Origin of the sequence: Pseudomonas lurida (genome assembly GCF_002563895.1) — a bacterium.
Classification (GTDB): Bacteria; Pseudomonadota; Gammaproteobacteria; order Pseudomonadales; family Pseudomonadaceae; genus Aquipseudomonas; species Aquipseudomonas lurida.
The window spans coordinates 3,732,095-3,753,981 of the sequence record NZ_PDJB01000001.1; the positions used below are offsets into that span (position 1 = coordinate 3,732,095).

The 21,887-nt window shown below is 59.5% G+C and carries 20 protein-coding genes; 17 read left to right on the forward strand and 3 right to left on the reverse strand.

The window, feature by feature from the left end:
- Window positions 1-303 precede the first annotated feature (303 nt).
- The 3 genes from aat to infA all read left to right on the forward strand — a co-directional run bounded on the left by aat (window position 304) and on the right by infA (window position 2,066).
- Window positions 304-984, forward strand: coding sequence for a leucyl/phenylalanyl-tRNA--protein transferase (gene aat, locus ATH90_RS16815; protein ID WP_098466835.1), 681 nt, complete (start codon window positions 304-306; stop codon window positions 982-984).
- A 55-nt stretch (window positions 985-1,039) separates the two neighbouring features.
- Window positions 1,040-1,747, forward strand: a complete 708-nt coding sequence (locus ATH90_RS16820) for an arginyltransferase (RefSeq protein WP_098466836.1) — start codon at window positions 1,040-1,042, stop codon at window positions 1,745-1,747.
- A 100-nt stretch (window positions 1,748-1,847) separates the two neighbouring features.
- Window positions 1,848-2,066 carry a translation initiation factor IF-1 gene (gene infA / locus ATH90_RS16825; protein ID WP_002553999.1) on the forward strand — a complete coding sequence of 73 codons (219 nt, stop codon included), beginning with the start codon at window positions 1,848-1,850 and terminating at the stop codon, window positions 2,064-2,066.
- Window positions 2,067-2,205: 139 nt separating this feature from the next.
- Here the strand turns inward: infA and clpA are convergent, their stop codons facing one another.
- Window positions 2,206-4,476 carry an ATP-dependent Clp protease ATP-binding subunit ClpA gene (gene clpA, locus ATH90_RS16830; protein WP_034106831.1) on the reverse strand — a complete coding sequence of 757 codons (2,271 nt, stop codon included), beginning with the start codon at window positions 4,474-4,476 and terminating at the stop codon, window positions 2,206-2,208.
- Between the two features lie 29 nt (window positions 4,477-4,505).
- On the reverse strand, window positions 4,506-4,874 hold the full coding sequence (clpS, locus tag ATH90_RS16835; RefSeq protein WP_005789091.1) for an ATP-dependent Clp protease adapter ClpS: 369 nt from the start codon (window positions 4,872-4,874) through the stop codon (window positions 4,506-4,508).
- A 225-nt stretch (window positions 4,875-5,099) separates the two neighbouring features.
- Here clpS and cspD point away from each other — a divergent pair, with 225 nt between their 5' ends.
- The gene (cspD, locus tag ATH90_RS16840) at window positions 5,100-5,378 is read left to right on the forward strand and encodes a cold shock domain-containing protein CspD (RefSeq protein ID WP_034106985.1); all 279 of its coding nucleotides are present in this window, start codon (window positions 5,100-5,102) and stop codon (window positions 5,376-5,378) included.
- A gap of 81 nt (window positions 5,379-5,459) precedes the next feature.
- Here cspD and icd read toward each other — a convergent pair whose 3' ends face one another.
- Window positions 5,460-6,716, reverse strand: a complete 1,257-nt coding sequence (gene icd, locus ATH90_RS16845) for an NADP-dependent isocitrate dehydrogenase (RefSeq protein ID WP_034106987.1) — start codon at window positions 6,714-6,716, stop codon at window positions 5,460-5,462.
- Between the two features lie 493 nt (window positions 6,717-7,209).
- On the opposite strand from icd, the gene ATH90_RS16850 reads away from it, so the two are divergent.
- From ATH90_RS16850 to nuoC, 13 genes are all read left to right on the forward strand, one after another.
- The gene (locus tag ATH90_RS16850) at window positions 7,210-9,435 is read left to right on the forward strand and encodes an NADP-dependent isocitrate dehydrogenase (protein WP_034106832.1); all 2,226 of its coding nucleotides are present in this window, start codon (window positions 7,210-7,212) and stop codon (window positions 9,433-9,435) included.
- Window positions 9,436-9,612: 177 nt separating this feature from the next.
- The gene (locus ATH90_RS16855) at window positions 9,613-10,020 is read left to right on the forward strand and encodes a carbohydrate-binding module family 20 domain-containing protein (RefSeq protein ID WP_098466837.1); all 408 of its coding nucleotides are present in this window, start codon (window positions 9,613-9,615) and stop codon (window positions 10,018-10,020) included.
- A 68-nt stretch (window positions 10,021-10,088) separates the two neighbouring features.
- The gene (locus ATH90_RS16860) at window positions 10,089-10,535 is read left to right on the forward strand and encodes an NUDIX hydrolase (RefSeq protein ID WP_034106834.1); all 447 of its coding nucleotides are present in this window, start codon (window positions 10,089-10,091) and stop codon (window positions 10,533-10,535) included.
- A 59-nt stretch (window positions 10,536-10,594) separates the two neighbouring features.
- Window positions 10,595-11,719 (forward strand): tRNA 2-thiouridine(34) synthase MnmA, encoded by a 1,125-nt coding sequence (gene mnmA, locus ATH90_RS16865; RefSeq protein WP_034106836.1) that lies wholly within the window; start codon window positions 10,595-10,597, stop codon window positions 11,717-11,719.
- The gene (hflD, locus tag ATH90_RS16870) at window positions 11,716-12,339 is read left to right on the forward strand and encodes a high frequency lysogenization protein HflD (RefSeq protein WP_017137510.1); all 624 of its coding nucleotides are present in this window, start codon (window positions 11,716-11,718) and stop codon (window positions 12,337-12,339) included. The genes mnmA and hflD overlap by 4 nt, the downstream gene beginning before the upstream one ends.
- Window positions 12,340-12,464: 125 nt before the next feature.
- Window positions 12,465-13,835: an adenylosuccinate lyase gene (purB, locus tag ATH90_RS16875; RefSeq protein ID WP_098466838.1), complete on the forward strand. Its 1,371-nt coding sequence runs from the start codon at window positions 12,465-12,467 to the stop codon at window positions 13,833-13,835.
- Window positions 13,836-13,919: 84 nt separating this feature from the next.
- Window positions 13,920-15,086, forward strand: coding sequence for a ribosomal protein uL16 3-hydroxylase (locus ATH90_RS16880; protein WP_034106839.1), 1,167 nt, complete (start codon window positions 13,920-13,922; stop codon window positions 15,084-15,086).
- Window positions 15,079-15,501: a GNAT family N-acetyltransferase gene (locus ATH90_RS16885; protein WP_034106841.1), complete on the forward strand. Its 423-nt coding sequence runs from the start codon at window positions 15,079-15,081 to the stop codon at window positions 15,499-15,501. The genes ATH90_RS16880 and ATH90_RS16885 overlap by 8 nt, the downstream gene beginning before the upstream one ends.
- A gap of 219 nt (window positions 15,502-15,720) precedes the next feature.
- On the forward strand, window positions 15,721-16,458 hold the full coding sequence (locus ATH90_RS16890) for a secretin N-terminal domain-containing protein (protein WP_098466839.1): 738 nt from the start codon (window positions 15,721-15,723) through the stop codon (window positions 16,456-16,458).
- Between the two features lie 491 nt (window positions 16,459-16,949).
- A complete protein-coding gene (gene aceA, locus ATH90_RS16895; protein WP_034106845.1) occupies window positions 16,950-18,275 on the forward strand; it encodes an isocitrate lyase in 1,326 nt (441 codons plus the stop codon).
- A 656-nt stretch (window positions 18,276-18,931) separates the two neighbouring features.
- Entirely contained in the window at window positions 18,932-19,345 is a 414-nt protein-coding gene (locus ATH90_RS16900) for an NADH-quinone oxidoreductase subunit A (RefSeq protein WP_003219575.1), read from the forward strand.
- A gap of 10 nt (window positions 19,346-19,355) precedes the next feature.
- Window positions 19,356-20,030, forward strand: coding sequence for a NuoB/complex I 20 kDa subunit family protein (locus ATH90_RS16905; RefSeq protein ID WP_003174719.1), 675 nt, complete (start codon window positions 19,356-19,358; stop codon window positions 20,028-20,030).
- Window positions 20,031-20,102: 72 nt separating this feature from the next.
- Window positions 20,103-21,887 (forward strand): NADH-quinone oxidoreductase subunit C/D, encoded by a 1,785-nt coding sequence (nuoC, locus tag ATH90_RS16910; protein ID WP_025858969.1) that lies wholly within the window; start codon window positions 20,103-20,105, stop codon window positions 21,885-21,887.

Sequence of the window (21,887 nt, forward strand, 5' to 3'; positions counted from 1 at the left end):
GATCTTCAAGCAGCATAGCCAATTGCGTGTCACAAGATGTTCAATTTGAGCATGCATTGTCTTTGCTGACAAAGGCTTATGGGCTGTTTTTACTAATCCAGGCAAGCTTGGCAAAAGGCCTGCACGGGCCAGACCCGATTACGACCACGCCTTGCGCAGGGAGTTGCAGAAACACCCGCTCACGCTAATACACGCCAATAGCCGATTCGGGCTGGCCCCAGAGCGCTGTGTCGACAATAATCACCTCTTCGGGGCACGCACCACACCTGCCCACTCCCCTCCCCTTCCGCAAGCCTGGATGCCATGCTGACCTGGTTACAACGCGACACCCTGACGTTCCCACCGCTGGCCAAAGCCATGCGCGAACCCAATGGCCTGCTCGCTGCCGGCGGCGACTTGTCCGCCGAGCGACTGATCAAGGCATACCGCCACGGCTGCTTCCCGTGGTTCTCGGAAGGCCAACCGATCCTCTGGTGGTCGCCCGACCCACGCACCGTGATATTCCCCGACGAGCTGCACGTCTCGCGCAGCCTGGGCAAACTGTTGCGCCAGAAGCGCTACACCGTGACCTTCGACCAGGACTTCGCCGCAGTCATCCAGGCCTGTGCCGCACCGCGCGCCTATGCGGAGGGTACGTGGATCACCGAGAGCATCCAGAGCGCCTACCTGGAGTTGCACCAGCGCGGTTATGCCCACTCGGTGGAGGTCTGGGACAACGGTGAACTGGTCGGCGGCCTGTATGGCCTGGCGATGGGCCAGCTATTTTTTGGCGAGTCCATGTTCAGCCGCGCCGACAACGCCTCGAAATTCGGCTTCGCCACGCTGACCCGTCAACTGCAGGCTTGGGGTTTTGTGCTGATCGACTGCCAGATGCCCAACGATCACCTGCACAGCCTGGGCGCCCGCGCCATATCCCGCAGCGACTTCGCAGGTTTCCTGCGCGATCATCTGGACCAACCCAGCTCTGGACCGTGGGTTTCCTAGGCGACTTTCGCACTCCTGGCTTACACTTATTTCAAAGCTTATCCGAGGGTTGATCATGACCGAGTTGGCGCGCTTGAAGTTTTATGCCACTCAACCCCACTCTTGCAGCTATCTGCCCGACGAGCAGGCCACCACACTGTTCCTCGACCCCAGCCAGCCTATGGACGTGCATGTGTATGCCGACCTGTCGGAGATGGGCTTTCGGCGCAGTGGCGATCATCTCTACCGGCCGCACTGCCAGAATTGCAATGCCTGTGTACCGGCGCGCATCCCCGTGGCCCAGTTCATGCCGGACCGTAACCAGAAACGCATCCTCAAGCGCAACGCCGACCTGACGGTGACGGCGACCAAGCCACGTTTCACCGAAGAGTACTTCGACCTTTACCAGCGCTATATCGAGGAACGGCACGCTGATGGCGATATGTTCCCGCCCAGTCGCGACCAGTTTTCCACGTTCCTGGTGCGTGACCTGCCCTTCTCGCGCTTCTACGAGTTTCGTGCAGACGGCCGACTGGTGGCGGTTGCCGTGACCGATCTGTTGCCCAATGGCCTGTCAGCGGTCTACACCTTCTATGAACCTGCCGAAGAACGTCGCAGCCTGGGACGCTTCGCGATCCTCTGGCAGATCGGTGAAGCACTGCGCCAGGAACTGGAGGCGGTGTACCTCGGATACTGGATCAAGAACTGCAAAAAGATGAACTACAAGACCCAATATCGGCCCATAGAACTGCTGATTAATCAAAGATGGGTCACGCTTAACTAGAACCCCTTGGCTTGAACACCCTTTTTCGGGCACAATGCACGCCGCTTTTGCCTGGCGCAGTTGCACCGGGCCATTCACTGGATACCGAGGGCTTTACTGCATGTCGAAAGAAGACAGCTTCGAAATGGAAGGCACTGTCGTCGACACCCTGCCCAACACCATGTTTCGTGTGGAGTTGGAAAATGGGCACGTCGTAACCGCGCATATCTCCGGCAAGATGCGCAAGAACTACATTCGTATTCTTACCGGTGACAAAGTGCGCGTCGAGCTGACGCCCTATGACTTGAGCAAAGGGCGCATCACTTACCGCGCTCGTTAAGCAAGTCAATACAAGACGCCCGGTTATGCCGGGCGTTTTTGTGTGTGCGCTATTTAACTATCGCCACTTGACCCCACAGCTGACACGCAGGCAGCAAAAAGGCGCCTTGGGGCGCCTTTTTGTTGTGTCGCGACCGCTATCAGGCCATTTCAGCCGTGGTCTCGAACTCGAAGGTCAGCTCGCCGTCCTTCAGGTCGATATGCACCACGCCACCATGGTCGGAGAGTTCGCCAAACAGGATCTCCTCGGCCAATGGCCGCTTGATCTTGTCCTGGATCAGACGCGCCATTGGGCGAGCGCCCATTGATGCATCGTAACCACCCTCCGCCAGCCAGTTGCGCGCCGCGTCCGTCACATCCAGCTGCACGCGCTTGTCTTCCAGCTGCGCCTGGAGCTCGGTGAGGAACTTGTCCACCACGCTCTTGATAACCTCATGGCTGAGGCGACCAAACTGGATAATGGTGTCCAGGCGGTTGCGGAACTCCGGCGTGAAGCTCTTCTTGATCACTTCCATCGCATCGGAGGAGTGATCCTGATGCGTGAAGCCGATCGAAGCCCGCGCGGCCGTTTCAGCGCCGGCGTTGGTGGTCATGATCACGATCACGTTGCGGAAGTCCGCCTTGCGGCCGTTGTTGTCGGTCAGGGTCCCGTGGTCCATCACTTGCAGCAGCAAGTTGAAGACTTCGGGGTGGGCCTTCTCGATTTCATCGAGCAGCAATACGCAATGCGGCTGCTTGGTGATCGCTTCGGTCAACAGACCACCCTGGTCGAAGCCGACATAGCCCGGAGGCGCACCGATCAGGCGCGAGACAGTATGGCGCTCCATGTACTCGGACATGTCGAACCGCACCAGCTCAATACCCATGGCCTTGGCCAACTGCCGTGCCGCTTCGGTCTTGCCGACGCCGGTCGGGCCAGCAAACAGGAACGAGCCCACCGGCTTGTCAGGCGACTTGAGGCCCGCACGCGACAGCTTGATCGCCGTTGAGAGCGCGTCGATGGCTGCATCCTGGCCGAACACGGTGAGCTTGAGGTCACGCTCCAGGTTACGCAGCAGCTCCTTGTCAGAACTGTTGACGTGCTTAGGCGGAATCCGCGCGATCTTCGCCACGATGTCCTCGACCTGAGGCACGTCGATGCGTTTGACACGCTTCTCGACCGGCTGCAGGCGCTGGTAGGCACCCGCCTCGTCGATCACGTCGATGGCCTTGTCGGGCATATGCCGGTCATTGATATAGCGCGACGCCAGCTCAGCCGCCGAGCGCAGCGCTTCATCGGTGTACTCGATGCCGTGGTGCGCTTCGAAACGCCCCTTGAGCCCGCGCAGGATGCCGATGGTGTCTTCAACCGAAGGCTCGGACACGTCGACCTTCTGGAAGCGACGCGCCAAGGCACGGTCTTTCTCGAAGATGCCGCGGAATTCCTGGAACGTGGTCGAACCGATGCAGCGGATATCACCCGACGACAGCAGCGGCTTGAGGAGGTTGGAGGCATCCATCACCCCACCGGATGCAGCGCCCGCACCAATGATGGTGTGGATTTCATCGATGAACAGGATCGCCTGTGGACGTTTTTTCAGCTCACCGAGCAACGCCTTGAAGCGCTTCTCGAAATCGCCACGGTACTTGGTCCCGGCGAGTAGCGCGCCCAGGTCAAGGGAGTAGACGACGCTGTTCGCCAGCAGGTCCGGTACCTGGTTGTCCACGATGCGCTTGGCCAGGCCTTCGGCAATCGCGGTTTTACCCACGCCAGCCTCACCCACCAGCAACGGGTTGTTCTTGCGTCGACGCGCCAGGATCTGCGCGACGCGCTCAACCTCGAGTTCACGACCCACCAGCGGATCGATCCGCCCCTGGCGCGCCAGTTCGTTGAGGTTGCTGGCATAGGCATCCAGTGGATTGCCCGAAGAGGAAGACTCACCGCCCTCATCGTCCTGCATATCCTGTTCACCCTCGGAATGATCGCCGTGCCCAGGCACCTTGGAGATACCGTGGGCGATGTAGTTGACGACATCGATACGGGCAACGCTCTGCTGTTTCAGCAGGAACACTGCCTGGCTTTCCTGTTCGCTGAAAATCGCCACCAGCACATTGGCGCCTGTGACTTCACGCTTACCGGAGCTCTGAACGTGGAAAACAGCACGCTGCAATACCCGCTGGAAGCCCAGGGTTGGCTGGGTCTCACGGTCCTCGTCATGTACGGGGATCAGTGGCGTGGTGGAGTCGATAAACTCCTGCAGGTCGTGCTTGAGTTTGTCGAGGTTGGCGCCGCACGCACGCAGAACGGTGGCGGCAGCTTCGTTATCCAAAAGTGCCAGCAGCAGGTGCTCGACGGTCATGAATTCATGACGCTTCGAACGGGCCTCCTTGAAGGCAAGATTGAGGGTGACTTCGAGCTCGCGGTTTAACATAGCTTCACCTCATACCCAAGTGGTCGGCGTTAACCGTCCTTCTCGATTTCACAGAGTAGCGGATGCTGGCTTTCCCTGGCGTACTGGTTGACCTGCATGGCCTTTGTCTCGGCGATGTCGCGGGTAAACACTCCACATACTGCCCGTCCTTCTGTGTGAACGGCCAGCATTACCTTGGTCGCCAACTCGCGGTTCAGGTTAAAAAACACCTCGAGCACTTCGACCACGAAATCCATCGGTGTGTAGTCATCATTGAACAAAACCACCTTGTACATCGGCGGCGCCTGTAGAGCAGGCTTGGCCTCCTGAACAGCAATGCCTGCAGAACCGTCGTCATCATGTTCCTGATCCGGTCGATCCTGATTGAATGTTAGTCGAATCTGGCTGTTTGCATGCATGGAAAGAAAGGTTCGTCAGTGGTTCAAATACAGTGGTGGGGGCGACCTGTCAGAATTTCAACTGCTGACCGGCCGGTCGCCTTGACTATCGGCGAAACGGTGTTACAACCAATAGAACCCACAGTGGGTAAAAAAGGTCCGCGCAGTCAACCTTATTTATTCGGGTTAGGACGGATAAACTGGATGATACTCCAGTGATGGAGTCTGGTGCAGAGGGATATGGGTATGTCTGGCGTCAAGATCAGTGGCAAGGTCAAGTGGTTCAACAATGCCAAGGGATATGGCTTTATCAATGAGGAAGGGAAAACAGAGGACCTTTTTGCGCACTATTCAGCGATCATCATGGACGGGTACAAGACGCTGAAAGCGGGACAAGCAGTCACCTTTGAGATCATTCAAGGCCCAAAAGGGCTACACGCCGTGAATATCGACACAGCCAAGGCAGACGTTCTTGCCAGCCCCGCAGCACACGCGAGCGAAACAGAAAAGAAACAAACGGCCTGATCCGCCGCCGAGCGCGCAGCGCGCGATAAAAAAACGGCCAACCCATCAATCTGGAATGGCCGTTTTTTATGCCCGCCTGCTTTACATGTGCGAGATCAACGCATCACCAAACCCAGACGACGACACCAGCTTCGCACCTTCCATCAGGCGCTCGAAGTCATAGGTCACGGTCTTGGCCGAAATCGCACCATTGGTGCCCTTGATGATCAAGTCGGCCGCCTCGGTCCAGCCCATGTGCCGTAGCATCATTTCCGCCGACAGAATCAAGGAACCCGGGTTGACCTGGTCCTTGCCCGCGTATTTGGGCGCGGTGCCGTGGGTCGCCTCGAACATCGCCACGGTATCCGACAGGTTTGCACCGGGCGCAATACCAATGCCCCCCACTTCCGCTGCCAGGGCATCGGAGAGGTAGTCGCCGTTCAGGTTGAGGGTGGCGATCACATCATACTCGGCCGGGCGCAGCAGGATCTGCTGGAGCATGGCGTCGGCAATGGCGTCCTTGACCACCACGTTCTTGCCGGTCTTCGGGTTCTTGAACTGCATCCACGGGCCGCCGTCGAGCAGCGTGGCACCGAATTCTTCGGCGGCCACTTCATACGCCCACTCCTTGAAGGCACCTTCGGTGAACTTCATGATGTTGCCTTTGTGCACGATGGTCAGCGAGTCGCGGTCGTTATCCACTACATATTGCAGGGCTTTACGCGCCAGACGCTGAGTCCCCTCCTTCGAGACCGGCTTCACGCCAATCCCGCAATCCTGATCAAAACGGATCTTGGTGACGCCCATTTCCTCCTTGAGGAATTTGATCACCTTGATCGCCTCCGGCGAACCCGCCTTCCACTCGATCCCGGCATAAATATCTTCGGAGTTTTCACGGAAGATGGTCATGTCCACGTCGCCAGGCTTCTTCACCGGGCTGGGCACACCTTCGAACCAGCGCACCGGGCGCAGGCATACATAAAGGTCGAGTTGCTGACGCAGCGCCACGTTCAACGAACGGATACCACCCCCGACCGGCGTGGTCAGCGGGCCCTTGATGGACACCACGTAATCCTTGACCGCATCCAGGGTTTCCTGGGGCAGCCAGGTGTCCTGGTCGTAGACTTGAGTTGCTTTCTCACCGGCGTAAACCTCCATCCACGAGATTTTTCGCTTGCCGCCGTAGGCCTTTTCAACAGCTGCGTCGACCACCTTGATCATCACCGGGCTGATGTCGACGCCGATACCGTCACCTTCGATGTAAGGGATGATCGGTTGGTCAGGAACATTGAGAGAATGGTCTGCATTGACGGTGATTTTGTCGCCGACTGCCGGAACCTGAATCTTCTTGTATCCCATGCTGAACTCCATCTATGGATTGAACATCTGGCTGCGTTCGAGCCTACTCCAGATAAATGGCGACTGAAACCTCACGCCATGCTCATTTGCATCGAAAACAGCATAATTTGTCGCCTACAAGCCTGAAAGCAAAGGGAAAAGCGCCAATCTTGAGCACATCGTGCGACTTTGGTAGCACCCTGCACCCTGCGACCTTTAGACCAATGGACGACACACCTTTTGTATGAAGGCTCGGCGTAAGCATAGCGACCTATGTATAATGCCGCCGCTGACCAAAGAGTCACGACGGCGGACCGCTCTAGAACACTGCCTTCCGCTACAAAGCAGGACTAATACAATAGTCCACCCGCTTGACGCTCGACTGATGCAACCCAACATCACCGCGAAGAAACCTCGACATTTCGCTCATGGATGACTTTGAACGAACGCGCTCCACCCGGCGCATCTCGAGTTTCTGCGCACGCTTTCAGCAAAGAAGAGAGTTAATCCGAATATGCCCACCCGCTCGAAGATCATCTACACCTTCACCGACGAAGCCCCAGCCCTCGCCACCTATTCACTGCTGCCTATCGTAGAGGCCTTCACCGCTTCCGCTGATATTGCCGTGGAAACCCGCGACATCTCCCTCGCAGGGCGCATCCTCGCAAGCTTCCCCGAGCAACTGGGTACCAAGGCCATCCCGGACCACCTCGCCGAACTGGGCGACCTGGCCGTTACGCCTGAAGCCAACATCATCAAGCTGCCTAACATCAGCGCCTCGACCCCGCAGCTGCAAGCCGCGATCAAGGAGCTGCAGGCCCAGGGCTACGCCCTGCCGGACTACCCGGAAACCGTAACCACCGACGCGGAAAAAGAAACCCGTGCACGTTACGACAAGGTCAAGGGCAGCGCCGTGAACCCGGTACTGCGCGAAGGCAACTCCGACCGCCGCGCACCGCTGTCGGTCAAGAACTATGCGCGCAAGCACCCGCACAAGATGGGCGCCTGGGCTGCCGACTCCAAGTCGCACATTGCCCACATGAGCAATGGTGACTTCTACGGCAGCGAAAAAGCCGTCCAAATCGAAGCCGCTGACGCTGTCAAAATCGAGCTGATCGCGCAAGACGGCACTGCGACCGTGCTGAAGGAAAAGACTTCGGTACAGGCCGGCGAAATCATCGACACCGCCGTGCTGAGCAAGAAAGCCCTGCGCGCATTCATCGCCGCTGAAATCGAAGACGCCAAGCAGCAAGGCGTGCTGCTGTCGGTTCACCTGAAAGCCACCATGATGAAGGTCTCCGACCCGATCATGTTCGGCCAGATCGTTGCCGAGTTCTATAAAGATGCCCTGGCCAAGCACGCCACCGTGCTGGAGCAGATCGGCTTCAACCTGAACAACGGTATCGGCGACCTGTACGCTCGCATCAAGGCCCTGCCGGCCGAGCAACAAGCGCAGATCGAAGCAGACATCCAGGCGGTCTACGCCGCTCGCCCTTCCCTGGCGATGGTCAACTCCGACAAAGGCATCACCAACCTGCACGTGCCGAGCGACGTGATCGTCGACGCCTCGATGCCCGCCATGATCCGTGACTCCGGCAAGATGTGGGGCACCGACGGCCAGCTGCACGACACCAAGGCCGTGATCCCGGATCGCTGCTACGCCACCATCTACCAGGCGGTCATCGAAGACTGCAAGGCCAATGGCGCCTTCGACCCAACCACCATGGGCAGCGTGCCAAACGTCGGCCTGATGGCGAAGAAAGCCGAAGAGTACGGCTCCCACGACAAGACCTTCCAGATCAAGGCTGACGGCGTTGTCCGCGTCACCGACAGCAAGGGCAACCTGCTGATGGAACAGAAAGTCGAGGCCGGCGACATCTTCCGCATGTGCCAGACCAAAGACGCGCCGATCCAGGACTGGGTCAAACTGGCCGTCAACCGTGCCCGCGCCAGCAACACCCCAGCCATTTTCTGGCTGGACCCTCAGCGCGCGCACGATGGCGTAGTGGTCGAGAAAGTTCAGGCTTACCTGAAAGACCACAACACCGAAGGCCTGGACATCCGCATCATGTCGCCTGTCGACGCGATGAAGTTCACCCTGGAGCGCACCCGCAAGGGCCTGGACACCATTTCGGTGACCGGCAACGTACTGCGCGACTACCTGACCGACCTGTTCCCGATCATGGAACTGGGCACCAGCGCCAAGATGCTGTCGATCGTGCCGCTGATGAACGGCGGTGGCCTGTTCGAAACCGGCGCCGGCGGCTCGGCTCCAAAGCACGTGCAACAGCTGCTGGAAGAAAACTTCCTGCGCTGGGATTCCCTGGGCGAGTTCCTGGCCCTGGCCGCTTCCCTTGAGCACCTGGGCGTGACGTACAACAACCCGAAAGCCCTGGTGCTGTCCAAGACCCTGGACCAGGCCACTGGCCAGTTCCTCGACAACAACAAGTCGCCATCGCGCAAAGTCGGCAACATCGACAACCGCGGCAGCCACTTCTACCTGGCGCTGTACTGGGCTCAAGCCCTGGCCGCCCAGACCGAAGACACTGCACTGCAAGCGCAGTTTGGCGAACTGGCCAAGACCCTGACCGCGAACGAAGCAACCATCGTTGCCGAGCTCAACGCCGTACAGGGCAAGCCAGTGGACATCGGTGGCTACTACGCACCGAACCCGGAGCTGACCAGCAAGGCCATGCGCCCAAGCAACACCCTCAATGCGGCGATTGCTGCACTGAAGTAAGTTGTAAGGCAATATCGCAAACCCCGGCCAAGTGCCGGGGTTTGTGTTTTCAAGCCCCAAGCAAGCGCAACAATTGCGAAAGAATCTAATGAACTGTCAGTTCTGACAGGTGACTTGCCCCGCCCCTGAACACCATCATTCTCCCGTAACGACTGAGCCAAAACGGGAGGACTTACAATGTCGCGCACCAACTGCCTATTAGCCCTGGGCGCTTTCCTCCTGACGTTGCTGCCCTTGGCGAACGCCGGCCAAAACGTTCAGATGACGTATTTCCTCAGCGCAAGTTTTACCTGCCTGAACGGCAACACAACGCCTGGGTACAGCGTTTATGTAGTCGGCTCACACCGTGAGATCGGGGAATGGAAAACGGAAAACGCGGTGTTACTCACCACGACACGCGCGGATTATCCGAAATGGACTGGGCAGGTGCGATTTTCGGGCGTCCAACTCGATGAGAAGGTGCAATGGAAGTGCATTATCCGCAACGAAGCCCCCCCATACGATGTCAAGGAATGGCAGCCCGACCCAAACAGCGAGGTGATATTGAAATTCTCCCCGCAAGCGCAGGCCACCGCTTCGTTCTGAGCAACACAGGCGCCCGGGGGGGTATCATGCAGGTTGCCTGAACAACGACCTGCATTCGAGAGCCACATATGACCTGGCAACCCCACATTACCGTCGCCACCATCGTCGAAGACAACGGCCGCTTCCTGATGGTCGAAGAACTCAAGGGCGGCCGCGCCGTACTCAACCAGCCTGCCGGCCACCTCGACCCGCACGAAACCCTTACCCAAGCCGCCGTACGCGAGACCCTCGAGGAGACCGGCTGGGACGTCGAGGCCACCGGCATAGTCGGCATCTACCTGTACACCGCCCCGAGCAACGGCGTGACCTACCAGCGTGTGTGCTTCATCGCCAAGGCCCTGAAACACCATCCCGACTATCAGCTCGACGAAGGCATCGTGCGCGCCCGCTGGCTCACTCGCGACGAACTGATGGACCTGCGCGAGGACTGGCGCAGCGAGCTGATCATTCGCTGTATCGACGATTATCTGGCCGGCCACTGCCACAGTCTCGAATTGATCCGCCCTTCTCTTTAGCCTTGAAGGCTTGAGCCTGATAGAATCGCGTCCTTTTTCAAGACACCCGTTGAAACCCTATGCGTGATCCAGCCCCTTCTGACACACAAAAGAAGCGCGTCATCGTCGGCATGTCCGGCGGCGTGGACTCTTCCGTTTCCGCCGTTCTGCTCATGGAGCAGGGTTATGAGGTGGAAGGCCTGTTCATGAAGAACTGGGAAGAAGACGATGGAACGGAATATTGCACCGCCATGGACGACCTGGCAGACGCCCAGGCCGTGTGTGACAAAATTGGCATCAAGCTGCACACCGCCAACTTCGCCGCCGAGTACTGGGACAACGTGTTCGAACACTTCCTGGCCGAATACAAGGCCGGCCGCACGCCGAACCCGGACATCCTGTGCAACCGCGAGATCAAGTTCAAGGCGTTCCTCGACTACGCCATGATGCTCGGCGCCGACCTGATCGCCACTGGCCATTACGTGCGTCGCCGCGATATCGACGGCCGCACCGAACTGCTCAAGGGCCTGGACCCGAACAAGGACCAGAGTTACTTCCTGCACGCCGTCGGCGGCGAACAGATCGCCAAGACCCTGTTCCCGGTGGGCGAGCTGGAAAAACCCGAAGTGCGCAAGATCGCCGAGAAGCACGGCCTGGCCACCGCCAAGAAGAAGGATTCCACCGGAATCTGCTTTATTGGCGAGCGCCGCTTCAGCGACTTCCTCAAGCAGTACCTGCCGGCGCAACCGGGTGAAATCAAGACCACTGACGGTGAAGTGATCGGCCGCCACCATGGCCTGATGTACCACACCATCGGCCAGCGCCAGGGCCTGGGCATTGGCGGCTTGAAAGACGCCGGCGAAGAGCCGTGGTACGTGCTGGTCAAGGACCTGGAGCACAACGTGTTGATCGTTGGCCAGGGCAACGAACACCCGCTGCTGTTCTCCGGCGCCCTGCTCGCCTCCGAGATCTATTGGGTCAACCCGATCGACTTGAGCACGCCACGCCGCCTGACCGCCAAAGTGCGCTATCGCCAGAGCGACCAGCCATGCACCCTGGAAAAAACCGCCACCGGCTACCGCGCCACCTTCGATGACCCGCAACGCGCGGTCACCCCAGGCCAGTCCGTGGTGTTCTATGACGGCGAAATTTGCCTGGGCGGCGGCGTGATTGAAGTCGCAGAAGCCTGGAGCAACCCGGCATGAGCCCGACCCAGGAGCAATTGACGGCACTCGGCGGGGTTTTCCTCGCAGCGGTGCTGGTCGACAAGATCGCCAAGACCGGCCAAGTCACCGAGGCGGGCCTGACCTGCATGCTCGGCAGCCTGCTGATCCGTGACCCCAAGGACACCCTGGAAGTCTACGGCGGCGATGACCTGGCGCTGCGCGAAGGCTATCGCGCCCTGATCGGCGCGCTGGAACGCGACCCCAGCACCCTGCAGCGCGAGCCGCTGCGCTATGCCCTGTCGATGCTTGGCCTTGAGCGTCAACTGGCCAAGCGCGATGACCTGCTGGAGACCATCGGCAAGCGCCTGCCGCAGATCCAGTCGCAGGTGGAACACTTTGGCCCGGCCCATGAAAACGTGATCGCGGCCTGTGGCGCGCTGTACCAGGACACCTTGAGCACCTTGCGCCAGCGGATCCAGGTTCACGGCGACATGCGCAACCTGCAGCAACCGAACAACGCCTCGAAAATCCGCGCCCTGCTCCTGGCCGGTATTCGTTCGGCGCGGTTGTGGCGCCAGTTGGGCGGTCATCGTTGGCAGTTGGTGATCAGCCGGCGCAAATTGCTCAAAGAGCTTTACCCGTTGATGCGCAACGAATAAGTCGCAGCAGCAGGCCTTTTTCAAGCCGTTACGCGTAATACGCCGGTCAGTTGGCAACGGACCGGCGGATTTTTTCATGTATGATACGCGCCCCATTTCGTTGCCCGACTGTCCGAGAACACCCCATGCAGCTCTCTTCGCTCACTGCGGTTTCCCCTGTAGACGGCCGCTACGCCGGCAAAACCCAGGCCCTGCGCCCTATTTTCAGCGAATACGGCCTGATCCGTGCTCGCGTTCTGGTTGAAGTGCGCTGGCTCCAGCGCCTGGCCGCTCACCCTGCCATCAGCGAAGTGCCGGCGTTCTCCGCCGAAGCCAACGCCGTGCTCAACACCCTGGCGGAAAACTTCTCCCTGGAGCACGCCGAGCGTGTGAAAGAGATCGAGCGCACCACCAACCACGACGTCAAAGCCATCGAATACCTGCTCAAGGAGCAAGCGGCCAAGCTGCCGGAACTGGCCCAGGTCAGCGAGTTCATCCACTTTGCCTGCACCAGCGAGGACATCAACAACCTGTCCCACGCCCTGATGCTGCGCGAAGGCCGTGATGACGTGATGCTGCCGCTGATGCGCCAGACCGCCAACGCCATCCGCGAACTGGCCATCCGTTTCGCTGACGTGCCAATGCTGTCGCGCACCCACGGCCAGCCGGCGTCGCCGACCACCCTGGGCAAAGAACTGGCCAACGTGGTGTATCGACTGGAGCGCCAGATCGCTCAAGTTGCCGCTGTCCCGCTGCTGGGCAAGATCAACGGCGCCGTCGGCAACTACAACGCCCACCTGTCGGCCTACCCTGAGATCGACTGGGAAGCCAACGCCCGCGCCTTCATCGAAGACGGACTGGGCCTGGGTTTCAACCCGTACACCACGCAGATCGAACCGCACGACTACATCGCCGAACTGTTCGATGCCATTGCGCGCTTCAATACCATCCTGATCGACTTCGATCGCGATATCTGGGGCTACATCTCCCTGGGCTACTTCAAGCAGCGCACCATCGCCGGTGAAATCGGTTCGTCGACCATGCCGCACAAGGTCAACCCGATCGACTTCGAAAACTCCGAAGGCAACCTCGGTATCGCCAACGCGCTGTTCCAGCACCTGGCCAGCAAGTTGCCGATCTCCCGCTGGCAGCGCGACCTGACCGACTCCACCGTACTGCGCAACCTCGGCGTGGGCTTTGCCCACAGCGTGATCGCGTACGAAGCCAGCCTCAAAGGCATCAGCAAGCTTGAGCTCAATGAGCAAAAGATTGCCGCTGACCTGGACGCTTGCTGGGAAGTATTGGCTGAGCCGATCCAGACCGTGATGCGCCGCTACAACATCGAAAACCCGTACGAGAAGCTCAAAGAGTTGACGCGCGGCAAGGGCATCAGCCCTGAAGCGCTGCAAACTTTCATCGACGGCCTGGACATGCCAGCCGCCGCCAAGGCCGAGCTGAAACTGCTCACCCCGGCCAACTACATCGGCAACGCTGTAGAGCAAGCCAAGCGCATCTGATCCAAGCAAGACCCTTTGAGACGCCCGGCCGCGCCGGGCGTTTTTATTCCAGTCTGAAAAGTGCTTTTTTTCAATAGGTTACACATGAATCCTGATATCCCTCTTCAACTTTTGGGCGGCATCACAGCCCGGGAATTCCTGCGCGACTACTGGCAGAAAAAACCGTTGCTGATCCGCCAGGCCATCCCTGATTTCGAAAGCCCGATCGATGCCGACGAACTGGCCGGCCTGGCACTGGAAGAAGAAGTCGAGTCGCGCCTGGTGATCGAGCACGGCGAGCGTCCGTGGGAGCTGCGTCGCGGCCCGTTCGCTGAAGACGCGTTCAGCACGCTGCCCGAGCGCGAGTGGACCCTGCTGGTGCAGGCGGTCGACCAGTTCGTGCCGGAAGTCGCCGAGCTGCTGGAGCACTTTCGCTTCCTGCCAAGCTGGCGCATCGACGATGTGATGATCAGCTTTGCTGCCCCGGGTGGCAGCGTCGGCCCGCACTTCGATAACTATGATGTGTTCCTGCTGCAGGCCCAAGGCAAGCGCAACTGGAAAATCGGCCAGATGTGCAACTCCGAAAGCCCGCTGTTGCAGCACGCCGACCTGCGCATCCTCGCCGAATTCGAAGAAAGCGCCGAATGGGTGCTGGAACCGGGCGACATGCTGTACCTGCCGCCGCGCCTGGCGCACTTCGGCATCGCCGAAGATGACTGCATGACCTACTCCGTAGGTTTCCGTGCACCGAGCGCCGCCGAAGTGCTGACCCACTTTACCGACTTCCTCAGCCAGTACCTGACTGACGAAGAGCGCTACACCGATGCCGACGCCCAGCCGGCCAGCGACCCGCACCAGATCCAAGGCGACGCGCTGGACCGACTCAAGAGCCTGCTGGCCGAGCACATGAGCGACGAGCGCATGCTGCTGACCTGGTTCGGCCAGTTCATGACCGAGCCGCGCTACCCCGAACTGGTGGCCGGTGAAGAACTGGGCGAAGAAGATTTCATCAGCAGCCTGCAAGACGGCGCAATCCTGGTGCGCAACCCAAGCGCGCGCCTGGCCTGGTCGGAAGTGGACGACGACGTCCTGCTGTTCGCCAGCGGCCAGAGCCGCTACCTGCCGGGCAAGCTGCGCGAGCTGTTGAAGCTGGTGTGCTCGGCCGATGCACTGCACAGCGAGAACCTGGGCGAGTGGCTGGCGGACGAAGACGGCCGCGACCTGCTGTGCGAATTGGTCAAGCAAGGAAGCCTGGGATTTGCCGATGAATAAGATTCACGTAAGTGTCGCGGACTGGCGAAAGGATATCGACGAGATTCGGCGCATTCGTGAAACGGTATTTGTCGCCGAACAGTCGGTTCCACCCGAACTGGAGTGGGACGCGGACGACGCCGGCGCAGTGCATTTCCTTGCCTTCGAAGGCGACTTCCCAATCGGTACCGCGCGCCTGCTGCCCAGCGGCGAGATCGGGCGCGTGTCGGTCCTCAAGGACTGGCGCGGGCTCAAAGTCGGCGACAAGCTGATGGAAGCAGTGATTGGCGTGGCCGAACAACGCGGCCAGACCAGGCAGTTCCTGAGTGCACAGGTGTATGCGGCGCCCTTCTATGAGCGGCTGGGCTTCAAGATCGTCAGCGACGAGTTCCTTGAGGTCGGGATTCCGCACGTGGATATGGTGCGCGAAGGCTGATCCAAGACCGAGGCGCTCCAATCGCAGGCAAGCCAGCTCCCACACGTGGAATGTATGCTCCCAGGGCAGCTGGGTTGCCTGCGATAGCCGTATCAGCAATACCAAAAAGGCCCTGTCATCCACCGATGCCAGGGCCTTTTACCGTCTACGATTCAACTTGCGACCCGACGGGCCGACAAACTGGCACTATCACGCCTTTGACTCGCAGAGATAACGGACATGTCCCTACGCACCCTGCTCACCGCTCTTCTCCTGACCGCCAGCCTCTCGGCCGTGGCCGACACCGAAGTCGTCAACCTGAGCAACCGCACCAGCGCCGACCTGCTCCCCGTGGCGCAGAACTTTCTCGGCAAGGACGGCACCGTCAGCGCCTACGGCAACCAGTTGATCGTGAATGCCGACCCGGCCAAGATCCAGGACCTGCGCGCCCTGCTCTCCCAGCTGGACACACCCGCCAAACGCTTGCTGATCACTGTCGACACCAACGAAAACAACCAGCAGAACAGCGGTGACAGCCAGACCCGCATCATCAGCTACGGCACCACCAGCCGCGATGGCGGGGTCCAGCAGATCCAGGCCAGCGAAGGCGTGCCCGCGCTGATCCAGGTCGGCCAGAGCGTGCCTTTGACCACCACCCAGCAGGACAGCTACGGCCGACTGCAGAACCAGACCCAGTATCGCAACGTGACCCAGGGTTTCTACGTGACCGCCAGCGTCACCGGCGAGACCGTGCACCTGGCGATCAGTACCAACCGTGACCGCATGAGCCAGGAGCGTCCGGATGTAGTGAACTTGCAAAGCACCGACACAACCGTCAGCGGGCGCCTGGGCGAATGGATCACCCTGGCCGGCATCAACCGCGAGACCCAGGCCGACAAATCCTCTACAACCCGCAGCTACTCTACTCAGGGCCGCGATGACCTGACGGTGCGGGTCAAGGTCGATACCCTGAACTGAAGCACCAAAAACTGACTGGCGAGTCGTATTAGACTAAAGATGTAGTGCTTGAAAAAAAGCACTACAAACCATTTGACGATCCAAAAAAGCATGGGCATGATGGCCTCGCTCCCGCTAATCAGGGGCCCTGGCAAGGGCCTTCGGATCGTCGCTCTAAGCTACCCACCTGAGCCGATTCGTGTCTGTACTGCCCACAAGGCGTGTTTGACGAGGTTGCGACTGGAACGAAGTTGTCCCGAGGGACGGAAGCTAACCAGGTAACCCGGCTACACGCTGTTGAACATCCGAGGGCCCACGACGCCTGAAGACCGTTCTCGGTCCGCCTGTACCTACTCCACCCTCTCGCCAATCGTTCATCCCGTCGCATTCCCCGCCATACCCGACATGACCGCCTAAGCTTCTGGTCAGCGAGCAGCCCTGCCCACGCATCTGAATGCAGGGCTGGCAAATGGATTTTTCCACCACAAGAAGACGCGACGAGGTTTACTTCCATGGCACTGACACGCGAACAGCAAATTGCAGCCCTTGAAAAAGACTGGGCTGAAAACCCACGCTGGAAAGGCGTGACCCGCGCTTACTCCGCTGCTGACGTCGTCCGCCTGCGTGGCTCGGTTCAACCTGAGCACACCTTTGCAAAACTCGGCGCCGAGAAGCTGTGGAACCTGGTGACCCAAGGTGCCAAGCCTTCCTTCCGCCCCGACAAAGATTTCGTCAACTGCATGGGCGCCCTTACTGGCGGCCAGGCAGTCCAGCAGGTGAAAGCCGGTATCCAGGCGATCTACCTGTCCGGCTGGCAAGTGGCGGCGGACAACAACTCCGCTGAATCCATGTACCCCGACCAATCGCTGTACCCGGTGGACTCGGTTCCAACCGTCGTCAAGCGCATCAACAACGCGTTCCGCCGTGCCGACCAGATCCAGTGGAAAGCCGGTAAAGGCCCTGGCGACGAAGGCTACATCGACTACTTCGCGCCGATCGTGGCTGACGCCGAAGCCGGTTTCGGCGGCGTTCTGAACGCCTACGAGCTGATGAAGAGCATGATCGAGGCAGGCGCTGCCGGCGTGCACTTCGAAGACCAGCTGGCTTCCGTTAAGAAATGTGGCCACATGGGCGGCAAGGTACTGGTGCCCACTCAGGAAGCCGTACAGAAGCTGACCGCGGCCCGCCTGGCTGCTGACGTTGCCGGCACGCCGACCATCATCCTGGCGCGTACCGATGCCAACGCCGCTGACCTGCTGACCTCGGACTGCGACCCGTACGACCAACCGTTCGTGACAGGCGAACGTACCCAGGAAGGTTTCTACAAGGTGCGCGCCGGCCTCGACCAGGCCATCGCCCGCGGCCTGGCCTACGCGCCCTACGCCGACCTGATCTGGTGCGAAACCGCCAAGCCAGACCTGGACGAAGCGCGTCGTTTCGCCGAAGCGATCAAGAAGGAATACCCGGACCAACTGCTGTCGTACAACTGCTCGCCTTCCTTCAACTGGAAGAAGAACCTGGACGACGCAACCATCGCCAAGTTCCAGCGCGAACTGTCCGCCATGGGCTACAAGCACCAGTTCATCACCCTGGCTGGCATTCACAACATGTGGCACAGCATGTTCAACCTGGCGCACGACTACGCCCGCAACGACATGACCGCCTACGTGAAGCTGCAAGAGCAGGAATTCGCTGACGCCGCCAAGGGCTACACCTTCGTGGCTCACCAGCAGGAAGTGGGCACCGGCTACTTCGACGACATGACCACCGTGATCCAGGGCGGCACCTCGTCCGTGACCGCGCTGACCGGCTCGACCGAAGAAGAGCAGTTCCACTAAGCACCGCGTACACGGCCACTGCGGCCCCAAGGAAGACCTAACCGCAGTGCCGCACAACAATCACGCCCCGACTGGTTCGGGGCGTTTTTTTGCCCCCGCACAAATCCCCTGCCCCAACACAACCCAAACTGTGGGAGCGGGCTTGCCCGCGAAAGCGTCGGCCCGGCTGGAACACCTTTGGCTGCCACACCGCCATCGCGGGCAAGCCCGCTTCAACAGGAAAATGCCGCAAGCCTGGAGATTTTGCGCAAAACATTGACCCAGAGCGGTATTGGCACGATTCAAATCGGTTAAAAGATCTGTTCCAGCAACTAGCGGTAATCAAAGCAAGTAACGGCAACTTCCCCCGCCACACGAGAAACATTCGCTTAAACCCTACGCAAACAATATTCATTATCATTTAGCGCATGAAAACTTCGTTACCGGTTAAACAAAACAGATTTGATCAAATGCCCGCTAATGCCCACCCTGCAAGGGCTGCAGCCCCACAAAGGTGCACTATGTGCTTATTCCATCGAATAATTTCGCTATAGGAATTTTACTTGCCCGGTGTTTAGCCATAAAATCACCGCGATTGATTGCAGTGCGACATATCGTCACTGCATCGTTACTTTTTCGAGCTCAGAGACCTTTGCTCTCTGTTAAGGATTTCCAGCATGACCGAAGCGACAGGACTCATGGCCCACAACTGGGGCTTTGCCATTTTCCTCCTCGGTGTTGTCGGCCTCTGCGCCTTCATGCTCGGTGTTTCCAGCCTCCTCGGGTCAAAAGCCTGGGGCCGCAGCAAAAATGAACCGTTCGAGTCCGGCATGCTGCCTACAGGTGGCGCCCGCTTGCGGCTCTCAGCCAAATTCTATCTGGTCGCGATGCTGTTCGTGATCTTCGATATCGAAGCCCTCTTTCTCTTTGCCTGGTCTGTGTCCGTCCGCGAAAGCGGCTGGACCGGATTCGTCGAAGCCCTCGTTTTCATAGCAATTCTGTTGGCAGGCCTTGTCTACCTATTCCGAGTGGGCGCCCTTGACTGGGCTCCGGAAGCTCGTCGTAAGCGGCAAGCGAAGCTGAAACAATGAGGCTTTGGCGATGCAATACAATCTCACCAGGATCGACCCGGATGCTCCTAACGAGCAGTACCCCATCGGCGAACGGGAAACCGTTTCCGACCCGTTAGAAGACCAAGTCCACAAAAACATCTACATGGGCAAGCTGGAAGACGTGCTGAGTGGCGCGGTCAACTGGGGACGTAAGAACTCCCTGTGGCCGTACAACTTCGGTCTGTCCTGCTGCTACGTGGAAATGACCACCGCCTTCACGGCGCCCCACGACATCGCGCGCTTTGGCGCCGAAGTTATCCGGGCATCGCCGCGCCAGGCGGATTTCATGGTTATCGCCGGAACCTGCTTTATCAAGATGGCGCCGATCATTCAGCGTCTCTACGAGCAAATGCTCGAGCCAAAGTGGGTTATCTCCATGGGTTCGTGCGCCAACTCCGGTGGCATGTACGACATCTACTCCGTGGTTCAGGGAGTGGACAAGTTCCTGCCCGTGGACGTCTACGTGCCTGGCTGCCCGCCCCGACCTGAAGCATTCCTGCAAGGCTTGATGCTGTTGCAGGAGTCGATTGGCAAGGAGCGTCGCCCGCTTTCCTGGGTCGTCGGCGATCAAGGCGTGTACCGCGCCGAGATGCCGTCGCAAAAGGAACAGCGCCGCGAACAGCGAATCGCAGTCACCAACCTGCGCAGCCCCGACGAAGTCTGATCCAGCACCGCTTCTTTTATAGAACGAAAACCTGGCTTCATTCTTTACGTTGACCGAAAGCGATAAAAAACCATGACTACAGGCAGTGCTCTGTACATCCCGCCTTATAAGGCAGACGACCAGGATGTGGTCGTCGAACTCAATAACCGTTTTGGCCCTGACGCCTTCACCGCCCAGGCCACACGCACCGGTATGCCGGTGCTGTGGGTGGCGCGGGCCAAGCTTGTCGAAGTCCTGACCTTCCTGCGCAACCTGCCCAAGCCGTACGTCATGCTCTATGACCTGCATGGCGTGGACGAGCGTCTGCGCACCAAGCGCCAAGGGCTGCCGAGCGGTGCCGATTTCACCGTGTTCTATCACCTGCTGTCGATCGAACGTAACAGCGACGTGATGATCAAGGTCGCGCTGTCCGAAAGCGACCTGAGCGTGCCGACCGTGACCGGTATCTGGCCGAACGCCAGCTGGTACGAGCGCGAAGTCTGGGACATGTTCGGGATCGACTTCCCGGGCCACCCACACCTGACGCGCATCATGATGCCGCCGACCTGGGAAGGTCACCCGCTGCGCAAGGACTTCCCTGCCCGCGCCACCGAATTCGACCCGTTCAGCCTCAACCTCGCCAAGCAACAGCTTGAAGAAGAGGCCGCACGCTTCCGTCCGGAAGACTGGGGCATGAAGCGCTCCGGCACCAACGAGGACTACATGTTCCTCAACCTGGGCCCGAACCACCCTTCGGCTCACGGTGCCTTCCGTATCATCCTGCAGCTGGACGGCGAAGAAATCGTCGACTGCGTACCGGACATCGGCTACCACCACCGTGGTGCCGAGAAAATGGCCGAGCGTCAGTCGTGGCACAGCTTCATCCCGTACACCGACCGTATCGACTACCTCGGCGGCGTGATGAACAACCTGCCGTACGTACTCTCGGTCGAGAAGCTGGCTGGCATCAAGGTGCCGGACCGGGTCGACACCATCCGCATCATGATGGCCGAGTTCTTCCGGATCACCAGCCACCTGCTGTTCCTGGGTACCTATATCCAGGACGTTGGCGCCATGACCCCGGTGTTCTTCACCTTCACCGACCGTCAGCGCGCCTACAAGGTCATCGAAGCCATCACCGGCTTCCGCCTGCACCCGGCCTGGTACCGCATCGGTGGCGTAGCCCACGACCTGCCCAATGGCTGGGAGCGCCTGGTCAAGGAGTTCATCGACTGGATGCCCAAGCGTCTGGACGAGTACCAAAAAGCCGCCCTGGACAACAGCATCCTCAAGGGCCGGACCATCGGCGTCGCGCAGTACAACACCAAGGAAGCCCTGGAATGGGGTGTCACCGGTGCCGGCCTGCGTTCCACCGGTTGCGATTTCGACCTGCGCAAGGCGCGCCCGTACTCCGGCTACGAGAACTTCGAGTTCGAAGTGCCGCTGGCCGCCAATGGCGATGCCTACGACCGTTGCATCGTGCGCGTCGAAGAAATGCGCCAGAGCCTGAAGATCATCGAGCAGTGCATGCGCAACATGCCAGCCGGCCCGTACAAGGCGGATCACCCGCTGACCACGCCGCCGCCGAAAGAGCGCACGCTGCAGCACATCGAAACCCTGATCACGCACTTCCTGCAGGTTTCGTGGGGCCCGGTCATGCCGGCCAACGAGTCCTTCCAGATGATCGAAGCGACCAAGGGTATCAACAGTTATTACCTGACGAGCGATGGCGGCACCATGAGCTACCGCACCCGGATCCGTACCCCCAGCTTCGCCCACTTGCAGCAGATCCCTTCGGTGATCAAAGGCGAGATGGTCGCGGACTTGATTGCGTACCTGGGTAGTATCGATTTCGTTATGGCCGACGTGGACCGCTAA